Annotated in this window: 22 protein-coding genes; 9 read left to right on the forward strand and 13 right to left on the reverse strand. The window is 68.0% G+C overall.

Annotation, left to right across the window (positions count from 1 at the left end):
• Positions 1-58: 58 nt before the first annotated feature.
• Positions 59-895: a hypothetical protein gene (locus J2S53_RS21795; RefSeq protein ID WP_456242554.1), complete on the forward strand. Its 837-nt coding sequence runs from the start codon at positions 59-61 to the stop codon at positions 893-895.
• A gap of 377 nt (positions 896-1,272) precedes the next feature.
• On the opposite strand, the gene J2S53_RS21800 is transcribed toward J2S53_RS21795, so the two are convergent.
• A complete protein-coding gene (locus tag J2S53_RS21800) occupies positions 1,273-2,616 on the reverse strand; it encodes a DNA polymerase IV (protein WP_456242555.1) in 1,344 nt (447 codons plus the stop codon).
• Between the two features lie 113 nt (positions 2,617-2,729).
• Between J2S53_RS21800 and J2S53_RS21805 the strand changes: the two genes are divergently transcribed.
• Positions 2,730-3,089 carry a DUF3817 domain-containing protein gene (locus J2S53_RS21805; protein WP_175530004.1) on the forward strand — a complete coding sequence of 120 codons (360 nt, stop codon included), beginning with the start codon at positions 2,730-2,732 and terminating at the stop codon, positions 3,087-3,089.
• Between the two features lie 227 nt (positions 3,090-3,316).
• Here J2S53_RS21805 and J2S53_RS21810 read toward each other — a convergent pair whose 3' ends face one another.
• Positions 3,317-3,817 carry a MarR family winged helix-turn-helix transcriptional regulator gene (locus J2S53_RS21810; RefSeq protein WP_092924405.1) on the reverse strand — a complete coding sequence of 167 codons (501 nt, stop codon included), beginning with the start codon at positions 3,815-3,817 and terminating at the stop codon, positions 3,317-3,319.
• Positions 3,818-3,988: 171 nt separating this feature from the next.
• On the opposite strand from J2S53_RS21810, the gene J2S53_RS21815 reads away from it, so the two are divergent.
• Positions 3,989-4,294: an MTH1187 family thiamine-binding protein gene (locus J2S53_RS21815; protein WP_130466602.1), complete on the forward strand. Its 306-nt coding sequence runs from the start codon at positions 3,989-3,991 to the stop codon at positions 4,292-4,294.
• Between the two features lie 337 nt (positions 4,295-4,631).
• Here J2S53_RS21815 and J2S53_RS21820 read toward each other — a convergent pair whose 3' ends face one another.
• Entirely contained in the window at positions 4,632-4,889 is a 258-nt protein-coding gene (locus tag J2S53_RS21820; RefSeq protein ID WP_456242556.1) for a hypothetical protein, read from the reverse strand.
• A 365-nt stretch (positions 4,890-5,254) separates the two neighbouring features.
• Here J2S53_RS21820 and J2S53_RS21825 point away from each other — a divergent pair, with 365 nt between their 5' ends.
• A complete protein-coding gene (locus J2S53_RS21825; protein ID WP_456242857.1) occupies positions 5,255-6,169 on the forward strand; it encodes a tetratricopeptide repeat protein in 915 nt (304 codons plus the stop codon).
• Positions 6,170-6,303: 134 nt separating this feature from the next.
• Here the strand turns inward: J2S53_RS21825 and J2S53_RS21830 are convergent, their stop codons facing one another.
• Positions 6,304-7,764 carry a neutral zinc metallopeptidase gene (locus J2S53_RS21830; RefSeq protein WP_456242557.1) on the reverse strand — a complete coding sequence of 487 codons (1,461 nt, stop codon included), beginning with the start codon at positions 7,762-7,764 and terminating at the stop codon, positions 6,304-6,306.
• A gap of 179 nt (positions 7,765-7,943) precedes the next feature.
• Complete coding sequence (locus J2S53_RS21835) at positions 7,944-9,362, reverse strand: neutral zinc metallopeptidase (RefSeq protein ID WP_456242558.1); 1,419 nt, start codon at positions 9,360-9,362, stop codon at positions 7,944-7,946.
• A 71-nt stretch (positions 9,363-9,433) separates the two neighbouring features.
• On the opposite strand from J2S53_RS21835, the gene glgP reads away from it, so the two are divergent.
• A complete protein-coding gene (gene glgP / locus J2S53_RS21840; protein ID WP_456242559.1) occupies positions 9,434-11,995 on the forward strand; it encodes an alpha-glucan family phosphorylase in 2,562 nt (853 codons plus the stop codon).
• 65 nt (positions 11,996-12,060) lie between these two features.
• Here glgP and J2S53_RS21845 read toward each other — a convergent pair whose 3' ends face one another.
• Positions 12,061-13,224 (reverse strand): hypothetical protein, encoded by a 1,164-nt coding sequence (locus J2S53_RS21845; protein WP_456242560.1) that lies wholly within the window; start codon positions 13,222-13,224, stop codon positions 12,061-12,063.
• A 240-nt stretch (positions 13,225-13,464) separates the two neighbouring features.
• Here J2S53_RS21845 and J2S53_RS21850 point away from each other — a divergent pair, with 240 nt between their 5' ends.
• Positions 13,465-14,232: an ABC transporter ATP-binding protein gene (locus J2S53_RS21850; protein WP_130469342.1), complete on the forward strand. Its 768-nt coding sequence runs from the start codon at positions 13,465-13,467 to the stop codon at positions 14,230-14,232.
• 101 nt (positions 14,233-14,333) lie between these two features.
• Here J2S53_RS21850 and J2S53_RS21855 read toward each other — a convergent pair whose 3' ends face one another.
• The 7 genes from J2S53_RS21855 to J2S53_RS21885 all read right to left on the reverse strand — a co-directional run bounded on the left by J2S53_RS21855 (position 14,334) and on the right by J2S53_RS21885 (position 16,985).
• Positions 14,334-14,789 carry an Imm1 family immunity protein gene (locus tag J2S53_RS21855; protein WP_456242561.1) on the reverse strand — a complete coding sequence of 152 codons (456 nt, stop codon included), beginning with the start codon at positions 14,787-14,789 and terminating at the stop codon, positions 14,334-14,336.
• Positions 14,786-15,364 carry a DddA-like double-stranded DNA deaminase toxin gene (locus J2S53_RS21860; RefSeq protein ID WP_456242562.1) on the reverse strand — a complete coding sequence of 193 codons (579 nt, stop codon included), beginning with the start codon at positions 15,362-15,364 and terminating at the stop codon, positions 14,786-14,788. Before J2S53_RS21860 ends, J2S53_RS21855 begins: the two co-directional genes overlap by 4 nt.
• Positions 15,365-15,524: 160 nt before the next feature.
• Positions 15,525-15,782: a hypothetical protein gene (locus J2S53_RS21865; RefSeq protein ID WP_456242563.1), complete on the reverse strand. Its 258-nt coding sequence runs from the start codon at positions 15,780-15,782 to the stop codon at positions 15,525-15,527.
• A 48-nt stretch (positions 15,783-15,830) separates the two neighbouring features.
• A complete protein-coding gene (locus J2S53_RS21870) occupies positions 15,831-16,022 on the reverse strand; it encodes a hypothetical protein (RefSeq protein ID WP_456242564.1) in 192 nt (63 codons plus the stop codon).
• Between the two features lie 324 nt (positions 16,023-16,346).
• Positions 16,347-16,574, reverse strand: a complete 228-nt coding sequence (locus J2S53_RS21875; RefSeq protein ID WP_456242565.1) for a hypothetical protein — start codon at positions 16,572-16,574, stop codon at positions 16,347-16,349.
• A complete protein-coding gene (locus tag J2S53_RS21880; protein WP_456242566.1) occupies positions 16,567-16,770 on the reverse strand; it encodes a hypothetical protein in 204 nt (67 codons plus the stop codon). The genes J2S53_RS21875 and J2S53_RS21880 overlap by 8 nt, the downstream gene beginning before the upstream one ends.
• On the reverse strand, positions 16,767-16,985 hold the full coding sequence (locus J2S53_RS21885) for a hypothetical protein (protein ID WP_456242567.1): 219 nt from the start codon (positions 16,983-16,985) through the stop codon (positions 16,767-16,769). Before J2S53_RS21885 ends, J2S53_RS21880 begins: the two co-directional genes overlap by 4 nt.
• A 125-nt stretch (positions 16,986-17,110) precedes the next feature.
• On the opposite strand from J2S53_RS21885, the gene J2S53_RS21890 reads away from it, so the two are divergent.
• The 3 genes from J2S53_RS21890 (at position 17,111) to J2S53_RS21900 (ending at position 19,204) form a co-directional block, all read left to right on the forward strand.
• On the forward strand, positions 17,111-17,962 hold the full coding sequence (locus J2S53_RS21890) for a helix-turn-helix domain-containing protein (RefSeq protein WP_456242568.1): 852 nt from the start codon (positions 17,111-17,113) through the stop codon (positions 17,960-17,962).
• Positions 17,959-18,150: a DUF397 domain-containing protein gene (locus tag J2S53_RS21895; RefSeq protein ID WP_456242569.1), complete on the forward strand. Its 192-nt coding sequence runs from the start codon at positions 17,959-17,961 to the stop codon at positions 18,148-18,150. Before J2S53_RS21890 ends, J2S53_RS21895 begins: the two co-directional genes overlap by 4 nt.
• Before the next feature lie 271 nt (positions 18,151-18,421).
• Positions 18,422-19,204, forward strand: a complete 783-nt coding sequence (locus tag J2S53_RS21900) for an enoyl-CoA hydratase/isomerase family protein (RefSeq protein WP_456242570.1) — start codon at positions 18,422-18,424, stop codon at positions 19,202-19,204.
• The last annotated feature ends 12 nt before the right edge of the window (positions 19,205-19,216 follow it).

Here is a 19,216-nt window from a genome sequence, read left to right on the forward strand (position 1 = left end):
TGCGTTCCAGCGGCGGTCCGTGCCACCTGAACACCGCTGGTGAGGATATTCTGGCGCCATGAAGTGGCTACCCGGGGGATGGCAACGCGCCGATCGTGTGGATCCGGAGGGAAAGACGGCCCCACGCCGTACGGTTCCACAGCAGGAAACGGTCGTGGAACGTCGCAACGTCCCGCCGGGGGAGCCCACTCCGCCGTCCGCTTCCGGAAGCACCAGGCAGGACGCCTATCCGTCCACCCGGGTGCAGCGACGAGCGGGTGGTGACCCGACCAGCGCGGGCCCGGAACGTGGGGGCGGTCGGGCCGTGTTGCTCGGCGAGCACGCCCGTGACATCGACGTCAGCGCCGCGGCCTTCCGCAATCTCGCGGTCGGCGGTGGTATCAGCGGTTTCCTGACCGTGTTGTGCGCGGCGGCGCTGGCCGATTCCCCCGGAGGGGTGTGGCTGTGGATCTGGCAGCTCGTGTTCGGGGTCTGTTTCGTCTGGTTCATCACCTCGGCCAAGGGGTCGTTGAGCGGTCGCGGGTTCCTGGTGGACCAGCGCGGCATCTGCCCCCGCACCAGTGGTGAGGTGTTCGCGGTGCCCTGGGACGAGGTGGCGGCTGCCGGGATCGGTTCGCTGCGCCCGATCGAGAACCGCAGGCTGGTGCACCCCGGGCGTCGGCGTTGTCTGGAACTGTTCCCCGCGGATTCCGCGTTTCCCGGCAGGCATCCCGAGCTGGAGCGCTGGCGGGTCGAGGAGCCCCCGCCCATGCAGGGGCTTCCCTCGGTGCGTTACCGATTCCACCTGCCGGTGCTGAGCAGGCTTCCCAAGCGGTTGGAACAGGCCGTTCAGGCCGCCGCGCCGCGCGTCTGGGTGGGGAACTACCGCAGGCGGCCCCCGACACCCGAAACCTGATCGTGACCTTGCTCCACGCGGGTTGCGTGGCGGTGCTGGTGGCGGAACCTCTCGCGGGCGCTCGCTCCGGGAGACCCGACATCGGGTAGCGACCTGCACAACGTCGGGCCTTCCTCGCGAGAGCACCACGAGAGACCCCTCGGCGGTGTCGACGGCGAGAGTTCTCGGGGTTCGGCACCGGCGGCACCGAGTCAGCGTCGATTTCTCGCGAAATCGCCGCGCCGGTGAGGTGGTGCGGTCGGGGTGGCGTCGATTTCTCGCGAAATCGACGAAGCCGGAACGATCATCGAAGCGCCGCGGTGAGCGCAGCGGCGCACGGGGTTCGGCGCACGGGGAACCGGCCCCGCCCCCCGGCGCGCCGGTCGCCGGCCGAGCGGTCAGGCCGGTTCACCGCTTCCGCCGAGACTGTCGAGCGGGTCCGCTGCCACCAGTTCGTGATCCCCGCTGTCGAAGGTACGCATCCTCCCGGGGCCGGTGGTGGACGTCTCGAACCGCACGCTCACGCGTCCGTGGCCGCAGCCCTGCACCCAGCCGTGTCCCCAGCTGGGGTGGCTCACATCGTCGCCCTGGCGCCACTGCCGTCCCTCGGCGGTGACGGGGGGTGTGGATGAGCGGGGTGGTTCAGGAGAGGCGGGTGGGCGTTCGCTCTCGTCGGTCTCGGGAACCCGGAACAGGGTGGCCTGTTCGGCGACGGTCAGCCCTGAGTACGAGACCCCGACCAGTCGCACGGGCACGCCGGGACTGACCGCGATTCCGGCCAACCGTCGCGCGGCCGCCACCAGTTCCTCGCGTTCGGTGGTGGCCGAGGACAGCGTTTCGGAGCGGCTGATTGTGCTGAAGTCGGCGTCGCGCACCTTCAGGGTGATGGTGCGTGCCGCGCGCTCGGAGGCCACCAGCCGTCGATGGGCGGATTCGGCCATGCCGACTATCTCCTCCGCCAGCACGGCCGGATCCGTGTGGTCGGTGTCGAAGGTCGTCTCGGCACTGACCTGTTTGGCCTCGGCTCGTTCGGTCACGGCCCGCTCGTCGATGCCGTGCGCCAGTTCGTGCAGTTCGGTGCCGTGCGCCTGCCCCAGCAACGAGGTCACGTCGCCGAGTTTCAACGCCGCCAGTTCACCGATCGTCTGCACCCCGATACGGCGCAGTTTGGATTCACCGATGGGGCCGATGCCCCACAGGCGGCGTACCGGCAGCTCGGCCAACAGTTCCCGCTCCTCGTCGGGGGGAACAACCATCGAGCCGTCCGGTTTCGCCATTCCCGAGGCGATCTTGGCCAGTTGCTTGCCCGATCCCGCCCCGACGGAGGCGGGCACTCCGACCTCGGTGGCCACCCGGGCACGGAGGGCTTCCGCGAACTCCGCCACGACTTCCGGAGCGGACCCGGTCAACTCGATCGGCTCCAGGAACGCCTCGTCGATCGAAACCTGCTCGAACCGCTCGGAAAGCTGCCTGACTATCGTGAAGACACGCTCGCTCACCTCTCGGTAGAGCCGGAAACGCGGCGGCAGCACCACCGCGGTGCGGCACCGGCGTCTGGCCTCCGACATGGGCATGGCGGAGCGAGCTCCGTACTTCCTCGCCGGATAGCTGGCTCCCGCCACGGTGCCGCGCGGCCCCGTTCCACCGACGAGCACGGCCCGTTCGCGCAGTGTTGGGCGAGTGAGCTGTTCCACGGACGCGTAGAAAGCGTCCATGTCCAAGTGCAGCACCCAACGAGTCATGCCTTCATTGAACGAAATTCCACCGACAACGACCAGTCCGGTGCGCCCGTGTCGTACCCACACCGGTGCATACCGGACATCGGAGCGGGCGGCTCCCACGATATGGTGAGATCGTGCTCAGGACTGGTGTCGGATGGTTCCGACTGATCGCGGTCGCCGAGGCCGTCTCGTGGGCCGGGTTGCTGCTCGCGATGGTGCTCAAGTACGGGTTCGGTTTTCCCGAGGCCGTGACCGTCACGGGATGGATTCACGGTCTGGTGTTCACCGCTTACGTAGTCGTCAGCCTGGTGATGTACGGGCCGCTGCGATGGAGTTTCCGGGTGCTGGTGCTCGCCCTGATCGCTTCGGTCCCGCCGTTCGGATCGGTGGTTTTCGAGCGCTGGGCGCTGCGACGTGGACTGCTCACCACACCGGAACCATTGGGTCCCACGTCGTTGTCGAGGCTGGTCGGCGCGTTGCGTGCGTTGAACTGACCGGGGTGTGACGTGCGTGGCCGTTTCCGATCGCGGAACGGTGGGTCGCCGCACGGCGGCTTCGGCCCGCGGCGTTCCGGCCCCTCGTGGGGGCGAACAGCCGGGAGCTGTGACACGGCTCCGGGGTTGCCGGGACCGTGCCCACTCGATGACTCCGCATCGGGGAGCGGGGATCGCCGGGTGGTTCCGTTCGACGAGCTTCGGACGACCGAGCCGGAGGAATCCGGTCAGAAGTCCCCGGAAGCCTGTCTGACCTTGCCGAGCAGCTCGGTGAGCTGCTGTGTCTGTCGTTCGGTGATGCCCGAGAGCCCGAAGTCGATGTCGGTGACCGATTCCGTGGCCTTGTCCGTTACCGTGCGGCCGTGTTCGGTGATCTCCACCAGCGTCGTACGTCGATCGGTCGGATGGGGGACGCGTCGCACCAGTTCGTCGGCTTCCAGTCGATCGACGATGTTGGTGACACTGGTCGGGTGCAGTTGCAGCCGGTCCCCCATGACACGCATCGGAAGGCTTCCCTGCCGGGAGAATGACAGCAGTACGAGCGCCTCGTAGCGGGCGAAAGTCAGGTTGTGCGGCCGCAGTGCCGAGTCGACCGCCGACTGCAGGATTTGCTGGACCCGCATGATGCTGGTCACCGCGGCCATCGTCGACGAAGGACCGATACGTTGCGACCAGGTCTCGGCCGCGCGAGCTATGGGATCGAATGGCAGCGGTTGGCGGGGGCTCATGGCATTCGACGCTAGCAGCGTGCTGTTGCACGAACGGGCGATGTGGGGTGTTCGCTGTGGCCGTGGTCGGCGCGTGTCCGACACGTGCGCCACGCGGTGCCGGTAGGTTCGTCGCGGTACCGCTCCGCGAAGCCCGATGGAAACGAGACTTCGTAGTCAGGAGAAACACACATGTTGGTCGCATTCAGCGTGGCCCCCTCCGGGGCGGGGGACTCCGACAGCGTGAGTGCCGCTGTCGCGGAGGCGGTGCGGATCGTGCGCGACTCCGGGTTACCGCACGAGACGAACGCCATGTTCACCACCGTTGAAGGCGAGTGGGAGGAGGTGATGGACGTGGTTCGGCGTGCCACCGAGGCCGTGTCGGCCAGGGCACCCCGCACCAGTCTGGTGATCAAGGCCGACATCCGGCCGGGCCACACCGACCAACTCCGGGAGAAGGTCGAGCGCGTCGAGCAGCGGCTCGAAGACGGCAGCTGAGAGTCGATCCCGATGGTTCGGCCGAGCGGGGCGGGCGACCAAAAGCCGGACAGCCAAATCCGGGCAGCCAAAAAGCCGGGTAGCCGACTATCGGACGATCAGAACCGGCCGTCGGCACGCGCGCCGCGGGGACGCGCGTGCCGTGGAAGTCTCCGCCGCGACGGGATGCGCCCCGTCGTCCGTGGCGTCCCGGGTCCGTGAGGACGCCAACCGCGTCCGCGGTTCACCGAATGCGAGGCGAATTCACCCGCCGCGGCGGACAACCAACTCACGGGGCGACCTCGGAACGTTTCCGGATCGGAACGCTCCTCGTGTCGCCCAGCGGAACTCCGTCAGCTCACTTGGACAGCGGGTGGTCGACCACCGGGGCGTTGACGCACTGGGAGTTCTGGCTCGACAGCAGGTTGACGATGACGCCGACGGCGGCACCGACATTGTTGCCGCAGGCCTGGACCGGCACCGCGCTGATGTTGTTGTCGTCCAACACGTTGATGCCGTCGTTGTCCTTGGTGTCGGCGAACGCGACCGTGCCCATGGTCATCATGCCCAGGGTGGCGACGCCTGCTGCACCGGCAACACGGGTTGCAATACGCACTGTCTGATACCTCTCGTCGAACTTGTGGGTAGGGAAAAATCCCGATCGAGTCCCTACGGAGTTGCGGGGCACCGCATGGTGCGGCGCCTCTCGCGGACTCGTGAGTGGGTTTCGACGCTGTCCCGCTCGAAGATTAGAGATTTTCGCCAGATTCCCCTGATCGAGTGAGCAAAGCTAACTCGCTCGAGAGATAAAATGCCTGCTCGAACGCGCTCTGTGATCGTTTTCGGGCTCTTCGTCTTGCCGGACCGGGGTGTCGGGGTGTGCACCGCCTGCCACTGGAGACGTGGCACGATGGGGGTGTGACACGGCCTGATCCACGCCAGAATTCCGATGCAGCGCAGAGCTCGGCGGCCGCCGCCTCCATGGCAGGGGCGGTCGACCTGTCGGGGTTGAAGAACCGGGCCGACGCCCAGGCCAAGTCCGCGTCCGCGGGCTCGGGCGCCGGTGGTGACTCCGGTGGGGGAGGCGCTTCGGTCGTCGAGGTCACCGAGGCCAATTTCCAGGCCGAGGTGGTCGACCGGTCGATGCAGGTGCCGGTCGTGGTCGACCTGTGGGCGACCTGGTGCCAGCCGTGCAAGCAGCTTTCCCCGATCCTGGAAAAGCTCGCCGGCGAGGGCGGCGGTTCCTGGGTACTGGCCACCATCGATGTGGACAACAACCAGCGGATCGCGCAGCTCTTCGGTGTCCAGTCGATCCCCACGGTGATCGCCATCGCGGGTGGGCAGCCGGTCGAGGCGTTCCAGGGCGTGCAGCCGGAGGAACAGATCCGGCAGTGGATCAGTTCCATCCTGGACTCGCAGCGCGATCAGCTTCCCGGTATCAGTGCCGCCGAGCAGGGGGCGGCGGGCACCGCCGAGGAGGAGCAGGAGGACTCCCGGTTCACCGCGGCCGAGCAGGCGCTGGAACGCGGTGAGTACGCGGCCGCCGAACAGGCGTACCAGTCGATCCTCGACGCGGAGCCGGACAACGAGCAGGCCAAGGCCGCACTCGCACAGGTCCGGTTCACCGCCCGTGCCGAGAGCGCCGATCCCGGTGCGATCGAGCGTGCCGAGAGCGCACCCGAGGACGTCGAGGCACAGCTCGCCGCCGCCGATGCCGAACTGGCGCAACAGCGCGTGGAGGATGCCTTCCACCGGCTGATCGGTACGGTCCGGCGCACTTCGGGCGCGGACCGCGATCGTGTCCGCGAGGAGCTGCTGGAGATGTTCGGCCTGTTCCCGGAAGGCGATCAGCGAGTCGCCGACGCGCGGCGCTCGTTGGCCAACGCGCTTTTCTGAGCCACGCGAGAGTCGACACCCCGCGAGAGCCGCGGGGTGACTCGACCGAGGTTCCCGGTTCTTCCGCCCCCGGAACGAGCTCGGCGGCAGGCGCCACCGGACTCGTTCCAGGAGTATGAGACGGAACTCGCCGGTCAGGTGCCGTACTCGGAAGCGCAGGGACTCATCCCCTGTTGGAATCCGATGCGGAACGCCTCGACCCGGGGAAAGCCGGCGGGGACCTGACTACCGGTCATGTCCGCTGCGATCAGACTGTCCTCACCCAGCAGCGCCGCCACGCCCTCGTCGACGTCGCCAGGGGCGATCCGCAGCTTGCCGACCGGATTGCGTTGCCCGATCGGATCCTCCACGAGCAGGCCGCTCCACGCGCCCACCAGACACGCGGTACGCAGCCCCGCCCCGTCACCACGCAGCGACAACCCCGCCGACTCCTGCACGGCCAAGGTGTAGCGGGAGGCCAGCTGGGCGTAGGCGGCGAAGTCCCCGTAGCCCGAGGTGCGTTCGCCGTTCGTGGGTGGTTGGGCGATCTCCCGCAGCCCGTCCAGCCGGACCGAGACGGTGTTGGTCTCCACGCAGTACGAAACGGGCTCGGTGCCGTCGGCACCGCCGCAGGAGCGGGGACCGATGATCACCCTGGGGGGAGCGAACCCGGTCTCGCTGAAGACCTTCCGCAGACTCCGCTCCACGGCTCGGATGTTGTCCGCTTCCACCGGAAGATCCGACTCCTGCTTGTCCTTCCAGAAGTGGAACTGGGTGGTTCGTTCCGTGACCGACTTCTCGGTTATCTCGGCACACCGGCTCGGGCCGTCGCTGAAGCCGTACTGAAACGCCGAAACACGGTCGAAGGCGGTGCCGTGAGCCCGGGGATCCGCGAAGCCGGTCCGCCCCGGTGCGTCCCGGATGTAGCTGAGTACTCCCATGACGGTGTTGAGCCCGTTACCGGTCGACACGCGGATGTGTGGTGCCGAGCCCTCCGCCGCGTGCCGGAAGAACGCCCCCGCGAAGCAGTCCGCCTGTTGTTCGCTGACCAGCGTCGGTGTGTCCTCGTCCACGAGACCCGCCCGGTGTTGTACCGCGTGCCCGATCTCGTGCGCCAGCACGGTTACCGGGGCGATCTGTCCGAACGTGCCGCGCAGCTTCGGCAGCAGTACCCCGCGGTCCCAGGCGATCGTGTCGCTTCGCGGGCAGTAGAAGGCGTTCGTCAACCCGGCCAGCCGCTGTCCGCAGACGTGCCTGTCGGTGTTCCGGGAATCGTACGAGACCAGCCGTGCGATCGGGCGGAACGCGGTGCCGTCGAAAGTGTCCGGATAGGCCGTTTTCCAGTACTCCCGCACGTCGGCGACAGCGTCGACCGCGAGAGCGTCTATCTCACCCCCGGTACTCCCGACCACCGGCAACTTCACGTCCGCCGCACCAGGCTTGCGGCCACTCGGGCCGTCACTGGCGGGCAGTCCGGCCACCGTGTCGACCTCCGGTTCGTCGTTGGCGGTCGGAATTCCGTCGATCGGACGGGAACACCCCGTCACCAACAAGCACAGTGCGACGGCGGTCGCCGAGCCTGCCAGCAGGCGCCGCGTCGTCGAGCTTCGTCCCACTGACGTGCCCCATCCTCGAAATCGCTCGGGTCCTGTCCCTCCACCTCGGCTCGGCAGAGCGCCAGGCGCAGCGTAGCGAATGAACCATCCCCGACACTTCCCCAGGCGCACCCGTCCGAGAACCAAGTGAATCCCGGAGGTTCGCACAACTCGACGTGTTGTTCCGCGCGGGTGGCACTCTACGAACAGGACTTCGCGGTACCGCTCACCCCGGCCCGGAACGCCCTCAACTCCTCGAAGCCACTGGCCGTGCTCGTACCGAACACCTCCCGGCGTGCCGCGTCACCGGCGAGCACGGCGCGGATCGCCTCGTTCAGGTCCGAGCCGGAGGCACGATCGGTGTCGCGTACCAGGTGACCCGTGTAGGCACCCGTGAGACACGCGGCACGGATTCCCCGCCGTTCCGGCGTCCCTGAAGCCGTCCCCCGTGCGGCGGCGGTGGCGAACGCGCCGATCAGGGACGTTTCGGCGGCCTGGTCACCGAGCTCGTAGATCGAACGTCGTAGTCGTTCGCGATTGACCGCGAGCACGTTCCCGCCGCATTCGGTGAGGATGGCGGCCCCCGCGCATCCGGCCGCCTCCGGTTCCAGCAGTTTCGGCGGATCCCACCGACCGCCCCGCCGTTCCACCAGCTCGTCGAAGAACTGTCGGGCCGGGGGAACTCGGTCGCGCAGCAGCGTCGTCACGTCGCGGTTGCCCCGCGAGCCGCCTCCGGTCGACCACTCACCGCTGAACTCGCGCCCGGTGGTGCACGTTCGCGGACCGTTCGTGTAACCGTCCTGGAACGCGCCCGTGCGCTCGTAGGCGGTGCCGTGCGCGTCGGCGACGCGTCGGGCCGCCGGATCCGCGAAATTGATCAGTGCTCGCAGCGCGGCGTCCAGTTCGGCCGAGTCCATTCGCAGCCGTCGCGAGTCACCGTCGACGACCCGCCGCACGTAGCTGCCCGCGTAGCAGTCCGCGGTGGTCTCGATCCGCAACGGGCTCCGCTCGCCGGACGCGGGTTCGCCGTCGAGCCGATGTGCCACCGCGTGCCCGATCTCGTGCGCCAGCACCAGCACCACGGCCGACTGGCCGTAGTGGTCCCGCAGCACCGGCAGCATCGCCGCGCGATCCCACGCGATCGCGTCCACGGAGGCGCAGTAGTAGGCGTTGCCGGTCAGCTCCGCCACGTCGGCCGAACACGGCGGTGGTGTGGCGTTCTCGTCGGTGGTGTCCACCGAGAAGAAGCCGCCGTCCAGATCGTGCCAGTCCCGTCCGAACACTCGGCGGAACTCGCCCTCCCAGTAGTCCTGCGCGTCGGTGACCACCGTCGCCGCCAGTTCGTCCACGGCGGAGGAATCGGTCCCGAACACGAACGAGGGAGCCACGGCGTGACGGACGACACCAGGATCGGAGGTGGATGCGCTTCGGATCGCGGTGCAACCGCTCAGCACCGCGAGCAGCACCACCGGCAGCAGCGACACGACCCGGCACCGCGCCTTCCGAACGGATCTCCCCGAAGGGGTGCGGCTCCGCGCCGTCGTCGAGGTCCGCGAGTCCGGTTCGGCACGATTCGCTCGGGGAACGCGGTCGCGGCGGGGTCCCGTGGGCACGTACACCAGGTTCGCATGCCGGGTTTCGCGCGTGGGTGGTTCGGGCCTCGTGTCCCGGCGAGATACCCTGCGCGTCCGTGAGAGCCGTTCGTCGCTTCACCGTCAGCGCGCACCTGCCGGATTCCCTACAGGCCCTGGGCCGACTTGCCATCAACCTGCGCTGGAGTTGGCATCCGCCCACTCAGGATCTTTTCGCCTCCGTCGAACCGGACGTGTGGACGGAGGTCGGTGGTGATCCGCTCCGGCTGCTGGCCGAGGTTCCCGCGGAGCGGTTGGACAGGTTGGCAGCGGACGAGGACTTCCTCGCCCGCTGCCGCGCGGTCGACGACGACCTGCGTCGTTATCTCACGGTGCCGCGGTGGTACCAGCAACGCCGCGACGAGGGAACGCCGTTGCCCTCGTCGATCGCGTACTTCTCGATGGAGTTCGGTCTGACCGAGGCGCTTCCCAACTACTCCGGTGGGCTCGGTGTGTTGGCCGGGGACCATCTCAAGTCCGCCTCCGACCTCGGGCTTCCGCTGGTGGGAGTGGGGCTGCTCTACCGCTCCGGTTACTTCCGGCAGTCGCTTTCCCCCGAGGGATGGCAGGTGGAGCAGTACCCGGTGCTGGATCCGCGCGGCCTGCCGCTGGAGCTGTTGACCCGCCCCTCCGGGGAGCCCGTGATGGTGCACGTCGCGGTGCCCGAGGGCAGGCTGCTGCGGGCCCGGATCTGGAAGGCCCAGGTGGGTCGCGTCCCGTTGTTGCTGCTGGACAGTGACGTCGACGACAACGAGGACGACCTGCGGGGCGTCACCGACCGGCTCTACGGCGGGGACGCCAGTCACCGGATCAGGCAGGAGATCCTCGCGGGCATCGGTGGGGTGCGCGCGGTGCGCGCCTACTGCGAGCTGACCGGCACACCCGCCCCCGAGGTGTTCCACACCAACGAGGGCCACGCCGGTTTCCTCGGGCTGGAGCGCATCAGGGAACTGCTCGCCGATCCCGGTCTCGGCTTCGACGAGGCGGTGGCCGCGGTCCGCGCCGGTACCGTGTTCACCACCCACACCCCGGTCCCCGCGGGGATCGACCGCTTCCCGATTCACCTGGTCCGGCACTACTTCGGTGACGGCTCCGCGCAGTCGTTGCTTCCCGGAGTTCCGACCGACAAGGTCGTCGAACTCGGTGCCGAGGACAAACCGGGTACTTTCAACATGGCCAACATGGGGTTGCGGTTGGCGCAGCGCGCCAACGGCGTCTCCGAGCTGCACGGCGGTGTCAGCAGGCGGATGTTCAGCGGTCTGTGGCCCGGTTTCGACACCGAGGAGATCCCGATCTCCTCGGTCACCAACGGGGTGCACGGTCCCACCTGGTCGGCGCGGGAGCTCGGCAAGCTGATCGGTGAGTCGGAGATGGACCAGGGGGCGGGGCTGCGTGGCATCGAGCCGGTCAGCGACTCGCTGCTGTGGGAGCTGCGCAGCTCGTTGCGTGGCAGGCTCGTCGAGGAGGTGCGACGCAGGCTGCGGCATGCCTGGTTGCAGCGCGGTGCCTCCGAGCTGGAGCTGGGCTGGTGTGATTCGGTCTTCGATCCCGATGTGCTGACCATCGGGTTCGCCAGGAGAGTGCCCACCTACAAACGGCTCACCCTGATGCTGCGGGACCCCGAGCGGCTGCGCGCCCTGCTGCTGGATCCGGACCGTCCCGTGCAGGTGGTGGTCGCGGGCAAGTCGCATCCCGCCGACGAGGGCGGCAAGGCCATGATCCAGCGCATCGTCCGGTTCGCCGACGATCCCGAGGTGCGCCACCGCATCGTGTTCCTGCCCGACTACGACATGTCACTGGCCAGGTACCTCTACGCGGGCTGCGACGTGTGGCTGAACAACCCGGTGCGTCCGCTGGAGGCATGCGGAACCTCCGGCATGAAGTCGGCGCTCAACGGCGGGTTGAACCTCTCGGTGCGCGACGGCTGGTGGGACGAGATGTACGACGGCCACAACGGCTGGGCCATCCCCAACGCCGACGGGGTCAGCGATCCGGAACGCAGGGACGATCTGGAGGCCAACGCGCTCTACGAGCTGATCACCGAACACGTCGCCCCGATGTTCTACGAGCGAAACAGCGACGGCCTGCCCGGTCGTTGGATGTCGATGGTGCGGCACACGCTGGCCACGCTGGGGCCCAAGGTGCACTCCTCCCGCATGGTGCGCGAGTACGTCGACAACCACTACTCGCCCGCGGTTCGCTCGGTGCAGGCCGCCACCGCGAACGACTACCGGGGAGCGAAGGAGATCGCGAGCTACCGGGAACGGCTGGACGAGGCGTGGAGCGCGGTGCGGGTCACCGACACCTACATGTCCGTTGAGGACGGTTCCACCCCGCTGCTCGGCGGCAAGATCACCGTGCGCGCCCTGGTGGAGCTCGCGGGCCTGCACGACTCCGACGTGACCGTGCAGGTCGTGGTGGGCAGGGTGGACGACTCCGACGAGCTGCGCGACTTCGTCACCACCTCGATGCGCTGTGTCGCCGACGGCGGCTACCAGGCCACCGTGACGCTGCCGCACACCGGACCCGCCGGTTACACCGTCCGGGTGCTGCCCAAGCATCGGTTGCTCTCCAGCCCCGCCGAGCTCGGCAAGGTGGTGCCCGCCGACGAGAAGTCGTGAATCACCCTCGGTCGGCCTCCGGTGTTCCTGTGCGTTCCCGCGCTGGTCGACCGCGGGAACACCGGTCAACCCACCACGTCCAGTCGTTCCCGCACCGAGCGAACCCGGGGCCACCAGTCCGCGAGGCGTTCCGCCTCGGCCAGCGTCTCGCGGGCACGTCCGTTCTCGCCCTCGGCCATGTACGCCCTCGCCAGCGTCGCCAGGTTGTCCGCCCGGCTGGTGGTCGAGGTCGAGTACTCCGCCCCGGTCCCGCACAGCCGGACCGCCTCCGCCGTTTCACCCTGTGACAGCGCGAGCAGCCCGAACGTTCCGCTGAGCTCGAAGGCGGGGAAGCCCAGCCGGACGGAGTCGTGCAGCGCCCGCTCGGCCGTGGGCACGATGTCGGCGGCGGGAAGCTGTCCCGCCTCCGCCGCGGCCAGCCCCAGTCCGGCCAGCCCCGCGAGCATGTAGCACATCTCCCGTCGCGGCGGTTGCTGCTCGGACAGCTGTCCCAACAGCAGCATGGTGGCCGTGTCGAACTCGCCGCGCGCCTCGTGCATGGTCACCCGGCAGGACAGCGCGGTGTGCGAGTCCGGCGCGATCCCGCCGAGCTCGTCCACCACGGCCTGCGCCCGGTCGAGCTCACCGCGTTGCAGCAGCGCGTGTGCCTCGGCGGCGTAAGCGCCCGCGCGGAACTCCCGTGCCCGCCCCGCGTCCTGCCGGGGCAGTCCGAACAGCAGCCATCCCGTCGAGGTGCGCAGCGGCGTCCTGCCGGGGATCAGCTGGTACAGCAGCACCGCGGTCGCGGCAGGAGCGAAGCCGTCCCAGAACGGTGTCCCGAGTCCGAACCAACCCGCGGTAGCCACGACCACCCCGAACAGCGCCGAGACGAGTCCGGCCGTCCAGCAGCGCGCGATGACCGGTTCCCGCCGTGGCCCGATGTCCGCGCTGAGCACCACGGGCAGTGTGCGAAAGGTCACTTCCACTTGCCCGGCCCGTACGGTGCCGAGTCGACGGCCCGCCCCGAACACGATGTGTCGAACCCGCAGTCCCAGGAGGAACGAGCCCAGCAGTAGTCCCGTCCGAGTGCACATGGGGAGCACGATCGTGCCGAGCAGTGCCCCGGTCACGGCCGCGAGCACACCGAGAGCGCCGTTGCCCAGGGCTGTTTCCACGGTCGTCAGTACGACCAGGGCCACCGTCGCCGCCACGAACCAGGGTTTGCCGAGTAGTCTCAACCAGGGGTGCACGGGCGAGGGATGTTACTCGTCCCCGTTGGAATCGGCTGTCGATTTCGCGGGAAAAACTGGCATATCGTGGCCGGCGGGGGTGTCTCCCGGTGGAGGAGCCCCACCGGACGAGCGGGACAATGACAAGCGCGGACGCGGAAACCCCGCCGGTCCGCGGCGGAGGCGAAGCGCGTGTCGACCAACGCGCGCACAACGGCCGGTCACGGCTGGGAGGTAGACGTGGACGACCTGGTCATCCGGATGGATGGCGTCAGTGTCCGGCGGGCGGCGAACGCACTCGTGACCGATGTGGACTGGTCGGTCGAGCTGGACGAGCGCTGGGTGGTACTCGGACCCAACGGTGCGGGGAAGACGACCGTCCTCAAGCTCGCCGGTGCCGAGATGTATCCCACCACGGGCGCTGTCGACGTGCTCGGTGAGCGGCTCGGCAGCACCAACGTTTTCGAGCTGCGCCCCCGCATCGGGCTGTGCTCGGCCGCGTTGGCGTCGAGGATGCCCACCGAGGAGCTCGTGCGCGACGTAGTGGTCAGCGCGGGTTACGCGGTGGTCGGCAGGTGGAACGAGGACTACGACCACATCGACACCGAGCGCGCCGAGGAACTGCTGCGCGGCATGGGAATCGCCGAACTGGCCGATCGGCCCTTCGGCACCCTCTCCGAAGGAGAGCGCAAACGCGCCCTGATCGCGCGGGCACTGATGACCGATCCCGAGATGCTGTTGCTGGACGAACCCGCTGCCGGGCTGGATCTCGGTGGGCGCGAGGACCTGGTCGCCAGGCTCTCGGCGTTGGCCCTCGATCCGGACGCGCCCGCGATGACGCTGGTGACGCACCACGTGGAGGAGATCCCGCCGGGATTCACCCACGCGCTGCTGCTCCGCGAGGGCGGCGTGGTCGCGCAGGGGCTGCTCGACGACGTGCTCACCGAGCGGAACCTCTCCGAGACCTTCGGCCAGGACCTGCGGTTGCAGCGCACCGGGGACCGCTACTTCGCGACGCGGCGCGACTGATCGTGGTTTCGGGTCGTCGGGACGCCCCTCGGCGGGACCTCCCGCCTGCGTTCGTTCTGGACGGCCCGAATTCGGGTAGCGATCCACAGCAAGGGTCGGGCTCAATACCATTGTCCGGGTTGCCACCGCACGGATTCGGGTCGTGTGCCGGTGCGGCAGTACTCGGTGATGGCTTCGCGGGCTTGGTCGAGAGGCAGTGAGGCCGAGGCGGGGAACCACAGGTCTCCCTCGGGATCGAACAGCAGTGGGGGCGTGGACTCGGTGAACTCCGGATTGTAGGAGTCCAGCAGTTCGTGTTGGTAGCGGTGGTAGCTGAGCGCTCCGAACCCGAGCTCACTACTGGTAGCGACGCGGAGGGACTGTTCGGGAAACGCCTCTCCTGCGGGATCGCGCCAGGAACGGCATGGGCGGTCCCAGACGTAGAACAGGCTGACGCGATGAGCGGGTGTGTCGAGCACGCGTGTGATGAGCTGATCGATTTCCGCTGGTTCGTGAGCGTAGTGCCACGTGTTGTCGATCACCGTGGTTATGACCGTGGGGGTGCTGATCGTGGTCATGGTCTGGCTTCTCCGTGGATGGTGACGGGGGCCTGTTTTCCGGGTTCCCAGACGACCAGTGTGGACCCGCGAGGAAGGATGGCGCGCACCGCTTGGTAGCAGTTTCCGCGTTGCCCAGCGCACATGTCCTTGTTCAAGATGATGACGCCGTGTGTCTGCCCGCGTTCCTTCATTCGTTGGGCGTATTTCGTTTCGACATGGGTGTACACGGCGGGAGCGCCACGGTCGTCGGCGGGGAACACGGTGGAGTTGTGCAGGGTGAGTCGGGCTCGATCGGAGACTTCCTCGCGTCCGCTTGTTTCAGTGAGCTCGGTGCCGTACTGGTCGTAGATGAGTCCGGTTGTTTGCCCACCGGTGTGCTCGGGCAGCCGTTCGCGTACCTGGTCGATCCACGAACGGTCCCGGGACGCGTCGGTGGGAACACGCGGGAACGTCGATGGGTGGGGCAGGCTCGGCGAGGGCTGGTCACCGCTCACGCCGAGGGTGGCGAGGTAGTTCACCAGGTGTCCGCGGGTGTTGTCGGACAGGGCGAGCACGTCGTCGATGAGCTCGCGGGCTCGGCCGAGCAGCGCCACGGCCTCGGCCAGTTCGGGTGAGGTGCTGCCCTGGCCGATCTCGGTCAGGGTGGGTAGGGCGTATTCCTCGATTCAGGCCCGTGCCTGGTGCAGCTGCTCGGGTGGCAGTCGCCCGAGCATCCCACTGAGGGCGTTGCCCATGTCTTCCACGTGGGACATATCAGGCTCCTCGCAGCACGGTTGAGAAGGTGCTGACGTGATCGGCGGCTTCCATCGCTGCCCGCGCGGCTTCGCCTGCTTTCTCGTAGGCGATGCCGAACAGCCGCGTCGCCTGCTGCACGTCGTGGTTGGTGCTGGTTCCGGCGACTTGGTTCAGCTGCCCACGCAGCTCGTCGAGCGTGGTCCGCACGGTCTGGAGCTCGCCGGCGGGTGCGGTGTCGATGATCTGCTGAAGCTGTCCACGGATCTCGTCGAGCATCACGACTTCTCCTACCAGGAGGGCACGACAGTCAGCGTGTCGAACGCCTCAACCCGGCCGTGGACGGTTCCAGTGCTGCGGGCACTGCTCGGGGATGCGTGGGTCGACGTAGAGGCACATCCGACGACTTCCTGTCTCGATCACGGCGTCGACGTCGTCACCCTTGGTGAGTACCCACCGGTCGCGAGAAATGTCGCGTTCGTCCTCGCCGTTCAGCGTGTGATCCCAGGGGTGTTCCACCTGAAGCACACCTCGCGGGTGCTGTGGGTGCGGATGGTTTCCGTGACCCACACGGCGGCGTGGTGCGGATCCGTCAGCACCTCGCTCGGTGTGTGGTACCTGCGCTCCCGCGTGCCGGTCATACCTGACAGCGGGTAGGCGTGCCAGTACGGCGACCGGACCGCCCACGTTTCAGGTGGGGGTTCGAGGGCGCGGGAAAGATCCATGTGTGTCTCCTGCGGTGATTGGAAACCGCCCGGCCGGACGGGGAAGGGGAGAGACCGGCCGGGCGGTGGACGGCCCGGCACCGGAGGTCGGGGTCTCGACGGTGCCGGGCCGTGGTCTCTACAGGGCGCGCAGGCCCGCGAGCACGCGGGCGAGCAGATCCGGGTCCGCCCCGTCGAGTGTGAGCGGGCTGTCCGCCGTGGGCCGACCAGGTAGATAGGTGCTACCTGGTCGGCGCTTCGTCACGGCCGACAGCGGCAACGTGCCGTACCACCGTGAGAACCGGCCCCTGCCGAGGACGGGCATGATCTCGGTCAGCGCCGCGTCGGCCCGGACCTCGTCAGGCATCGGTGTCGCCGTCGACGACGGTGGTCCCGTCCAGCTCGTCGGCGTAGCGCCGGAGGAAGTCGGCCATCCGCTCGAACACCTCGGCGGCCTCGCGGCACTGCCGTCCGGTGGCCAGCCGCCCGGCGATGTCGTGCGAGAGCTGTTCCATGCGCCACTGCTCGTGCGCGACCCACATCGCGAACTCGCCGGGACTCATGCCCGCTCTCCCGCCCGGATCGCCGCGTCCAGCACCGCGCGCAGGTGTCGGGCCTGCGCGAGCGTCCACCGTGTCCGGTTGTAGACGGTCGGAGTGTCGATCTGGACCACGGTCGGCGTGTGCGGCGACATCCACACCCGCAGCGACCCCGGACCACCCTCATGAACACACCTCGCCCGTTCGCCCATGCCGGACAGGTCGTATCTGTTTCGCATTGAATACGCTCCGCACCGAATGCTGTATCAACTGGATATGGACCAGTTTGTTGGATTTAGATACACCCGCGCAATCCTTCGATCGGGGGATGATCTCTAAATCCACAACGCGCTAGATTCGGTTCATGACCCAATCCAGACCAGGCAGCCCCAAAGCACGTTCACTCGCCGCTGAACTGCGCAAAGTGCGGCAAGAAGCCGAGATAGGCGTCCGCGAATTGGCTCGCAGGATTGGAACCTCGCACGGCTGGATCACGCGCACCGAATCCGGCAGCCGCGTGATCACTGTGGACGACGTGACCAGCATCCTCGAAGCGCTGGAGATCACCAGCAGGGAACGTGAGCGCCTGGTCGAGATGGCACGCGACGCCGACGAGCCCGACTGGCTGCGTCCCGGCATTCCCGGAGTGCGCGAGGAACTGGTGACGCTGATCGAGTACGAGCGCACCGCGACGCACTTCGTCGAGGCCGCGCCACTGCTGATTCCGGGCATCCTGCAAACCTCGGACTACGCACGGGCGATCATGTCGGGACTTCCGACGGGCGAGCGCGAGGCGAAAATCGGAATGCGCGCGGGTCGCCGCGACGTACTCACCAAGACCAACGCGCCGACGTTCGAGGCGTTCGTCCTCGAACACGTCCTCGACGCACCCGTGTGCGACGACAACGCTCGACTGGATCAGCTCCGCCACCTCGTCAAGATGAACGAGCTGCCGAACGTCTCGATCAGAGTCCTGCCGGAAGGGCTCGGATGGACACCGCTACACAGCGGGCACTTCATGTACTTCGAGTTCGGCACCGCCGCACCGATCGTGCATCTCGAAACCCTTGGCTCCGGAGTGTTCCTCTCCTCACCCGGAGCGGTAACCACTTATCGCAATGGGGTAGACAACCTCCAGCAAGTAGCGATGACCAAGGAGAACACGACCGGGGTCATCGCTACCCGCATCGAACAGCTGGAGGAGCTAACACCATGACGGTACAGCCCCAGGGATGGCGCAAGGCGAGCTACTCGTCTCGCGAAACAGCGTGCGTCGAGATCGGCCGCATCGGCACTGGCGCGGCGGTGCGTGACACCAAGGACCGCTCCGCCGGGTACTTCACCACTACCGGCACCCAGTGGGCCGCGTTCATCGACGCCGTCAAGAACGAGCGGTTCGAGTGATCCGGTAGTCCGGTAATCGAGTGGCCCCGGTACGCGCTGAACCGCTCTGCGGGGCCACTCGGTTCGTGCTGTGCTTCGGGCGGAGTGCCGGTGTCACGCGCTGTACGTCCCGGGCTCGAACCGCCGCGTGGTCAGCGCTGCCCGGAGCGAGCCCGGGCGCGGCGGTTTGTGACCGAGGCCACGGGCGCGGCGGGTGTTCCAGCGCGGTAGCCTGCGGCACCGTTCGTGGTTGGATCAGCGCGTTTTCACAGGCTTTCAGGAGGTTTGCGACGTGGGTGAGTTCGTCGGGCTCGAAGTGGACGGCGGCATCGGCACGATCCGGCTGGATCGGCCCAAGATGAACGCGCTCAACAGCCAGGTCGAGCGCGAGATCCTGGAGGTGGCCAACGAGGCCGCCGAGCGGAACGACGTGCGTGCGGTGATCGTCTACGGCGGCGAGAAGGTGTTCGCGGCCGGTGCCGACATCAAGGAGATGTCGGAGAAGTCGGCCACCGAGATGGCGAGCAAGGAGCGCAGCGGGCTCTCCGCCGCGTTGACCGCGGTGGCCGAGATTCCCAAGCCCACCGTGGCCGCCATGACCGGATACGCGCTCGGGGGCGGTTTCGAGCTGGCGCTCACCTGCGACCGCCGCATCGCGGGCGAGGGACTCAAAGTCGGGCAGCCCGAGATCCTGCTCGGGGTGATCCCCGGCGCCGGTGGCACGCAGCGACTGGCTCGGCTGGTCGGTCCGAGCAAGGCCAAGGACATCGTCTTCAGCGGCAGGTTCGTCGAGGCGCAGGAGGCGCTGTCGATCGGCATGGTGGACGAGATCGTGGCCGCCGAGGACGTCTACGCCGCCGCGCGCCGCTGGGCCGAACAGTTCGTCAACGGCCCCGTCCACGCGCTCGCCGCGGCGAAGCGGGCCATCGACGAGGGACTGGAGGTCGATCTGCACACCGGGCTACGGATCGAGACCCACCTGTTCACCTCGCTGTTCGCCACCGAGGACCAGAAGATCGGGATGCGCTCGTTCATCGAGAACGGTCCCGGCAAGGCCGAGTTCACCGGCAACTGATCCGGCGGCATC

Source organism: Actinopolyspora lacussalsi, from assembly GCA_030803735.1.
In the GTDB taxonomy this organism is placed as follows: Bacteria; Actinomycetota; Actinomycetes; order Mycobacteriales; family Pseudonocardiaceae; genus Actinopolyspora; species Actinopolyspora lacussalsi.

Excerpts from the sequence above, each read along its gene's own strand:
- J2S53_RS21855 (WP_456242561.1), bottom strand. The coding sequence starts at position 14,789 with ATGACCACGATCAGCACCCCCACGGTCATAACCACGGTGATCGACAAC.
- J2S53_RS21890 (WP_456242568.1), top strand. The coding sequence starts at position 17,111 with ATGACCCAATCCAGACCAGGCAGCCCCAAAGCACGTTCACTCGCCGCT.
- J2S53_RS21825 (WP_456242857.1), top strand. The coding sequence starts at position 5,255 with ATGGCAGGGGCGGTCGACCTGTCGGGGTTGAAGAACCGGGCCGACGCC.
- J2S53_RS21810 (WP_092924405.1), bottom strand. The coding sequence starts at position 3,817 with ATGAGCCCCCGCCAACCGCTGCCATTCGATCCCATAGCTCGCGCGGCC.
- J2S53_RS21880 (WP_456242566.1), bottom strand. The coding sequence starts at position 16,770 with ATGAGTCCCGGCGAGTTCGCGATGTGGGTCGCGCACGAGCAGTGGCGC.
- J2S53_RS21850 (WP_130469342.1), top strand. The coding sequence starts at position 13,465 with ATGGATGGCGTCAGTGTCCGGCGGGCGGCGAACGCACTCGTGACCGAT.
- J2S53_RS21795 (WP_456242554.1), top strand. The coding sequence starts at position 59 with ATGAAGTGGCTACCCGGGGGATGGCAACGCGCCGATCGTGTGGATCCG.
- J2S53_RS21895 (WP_456242569.1), top strand. The coding sequence starts at position 17,959 with ATGACGGTACAGCCCCAGGGATGGCGCAAGGCGAGCTACTCGTCTCGC.
- J2S53_RS21875 (WP_456242565.1), bottom strand. The coding sequence starts at position 16,574 with ATGCCTGACGAGGTCCGGGCCGACGCGGCGCTGACCGAGATCATGCCC.
- J2S53_RS21800 (WP_456242555.1), bottom strand. The coding sequence starts at position 2,616 with ATGACTCGTTGGGTGCTGCACTTGGACATGGACGCTTTCTACGCGTCC.
- J2S53_RS21885 (WP_456242567.1), bottom strand. The coding sequence starts at position 16,985 with ATGCGAAACAGATACGACCTGTCCGGCATGGGCGAACGGGCGAGGTGT.
- J2S53_RS21865 (WP_456242563.1), bottom strand. The coding sequence starts at position 15,782 with ATGCTCGACGAGATCCGTGGACAGCTTCAGCAGATCATCGACACCGCA.
- J2S53_RS21815 (WP_130466602.1), top strand. The coding sequence starts at position 3,989 with ATGTTGGTCGCATTCAGCGTGGCCCCCTCCGGGGCGGGGGACTCCGAC.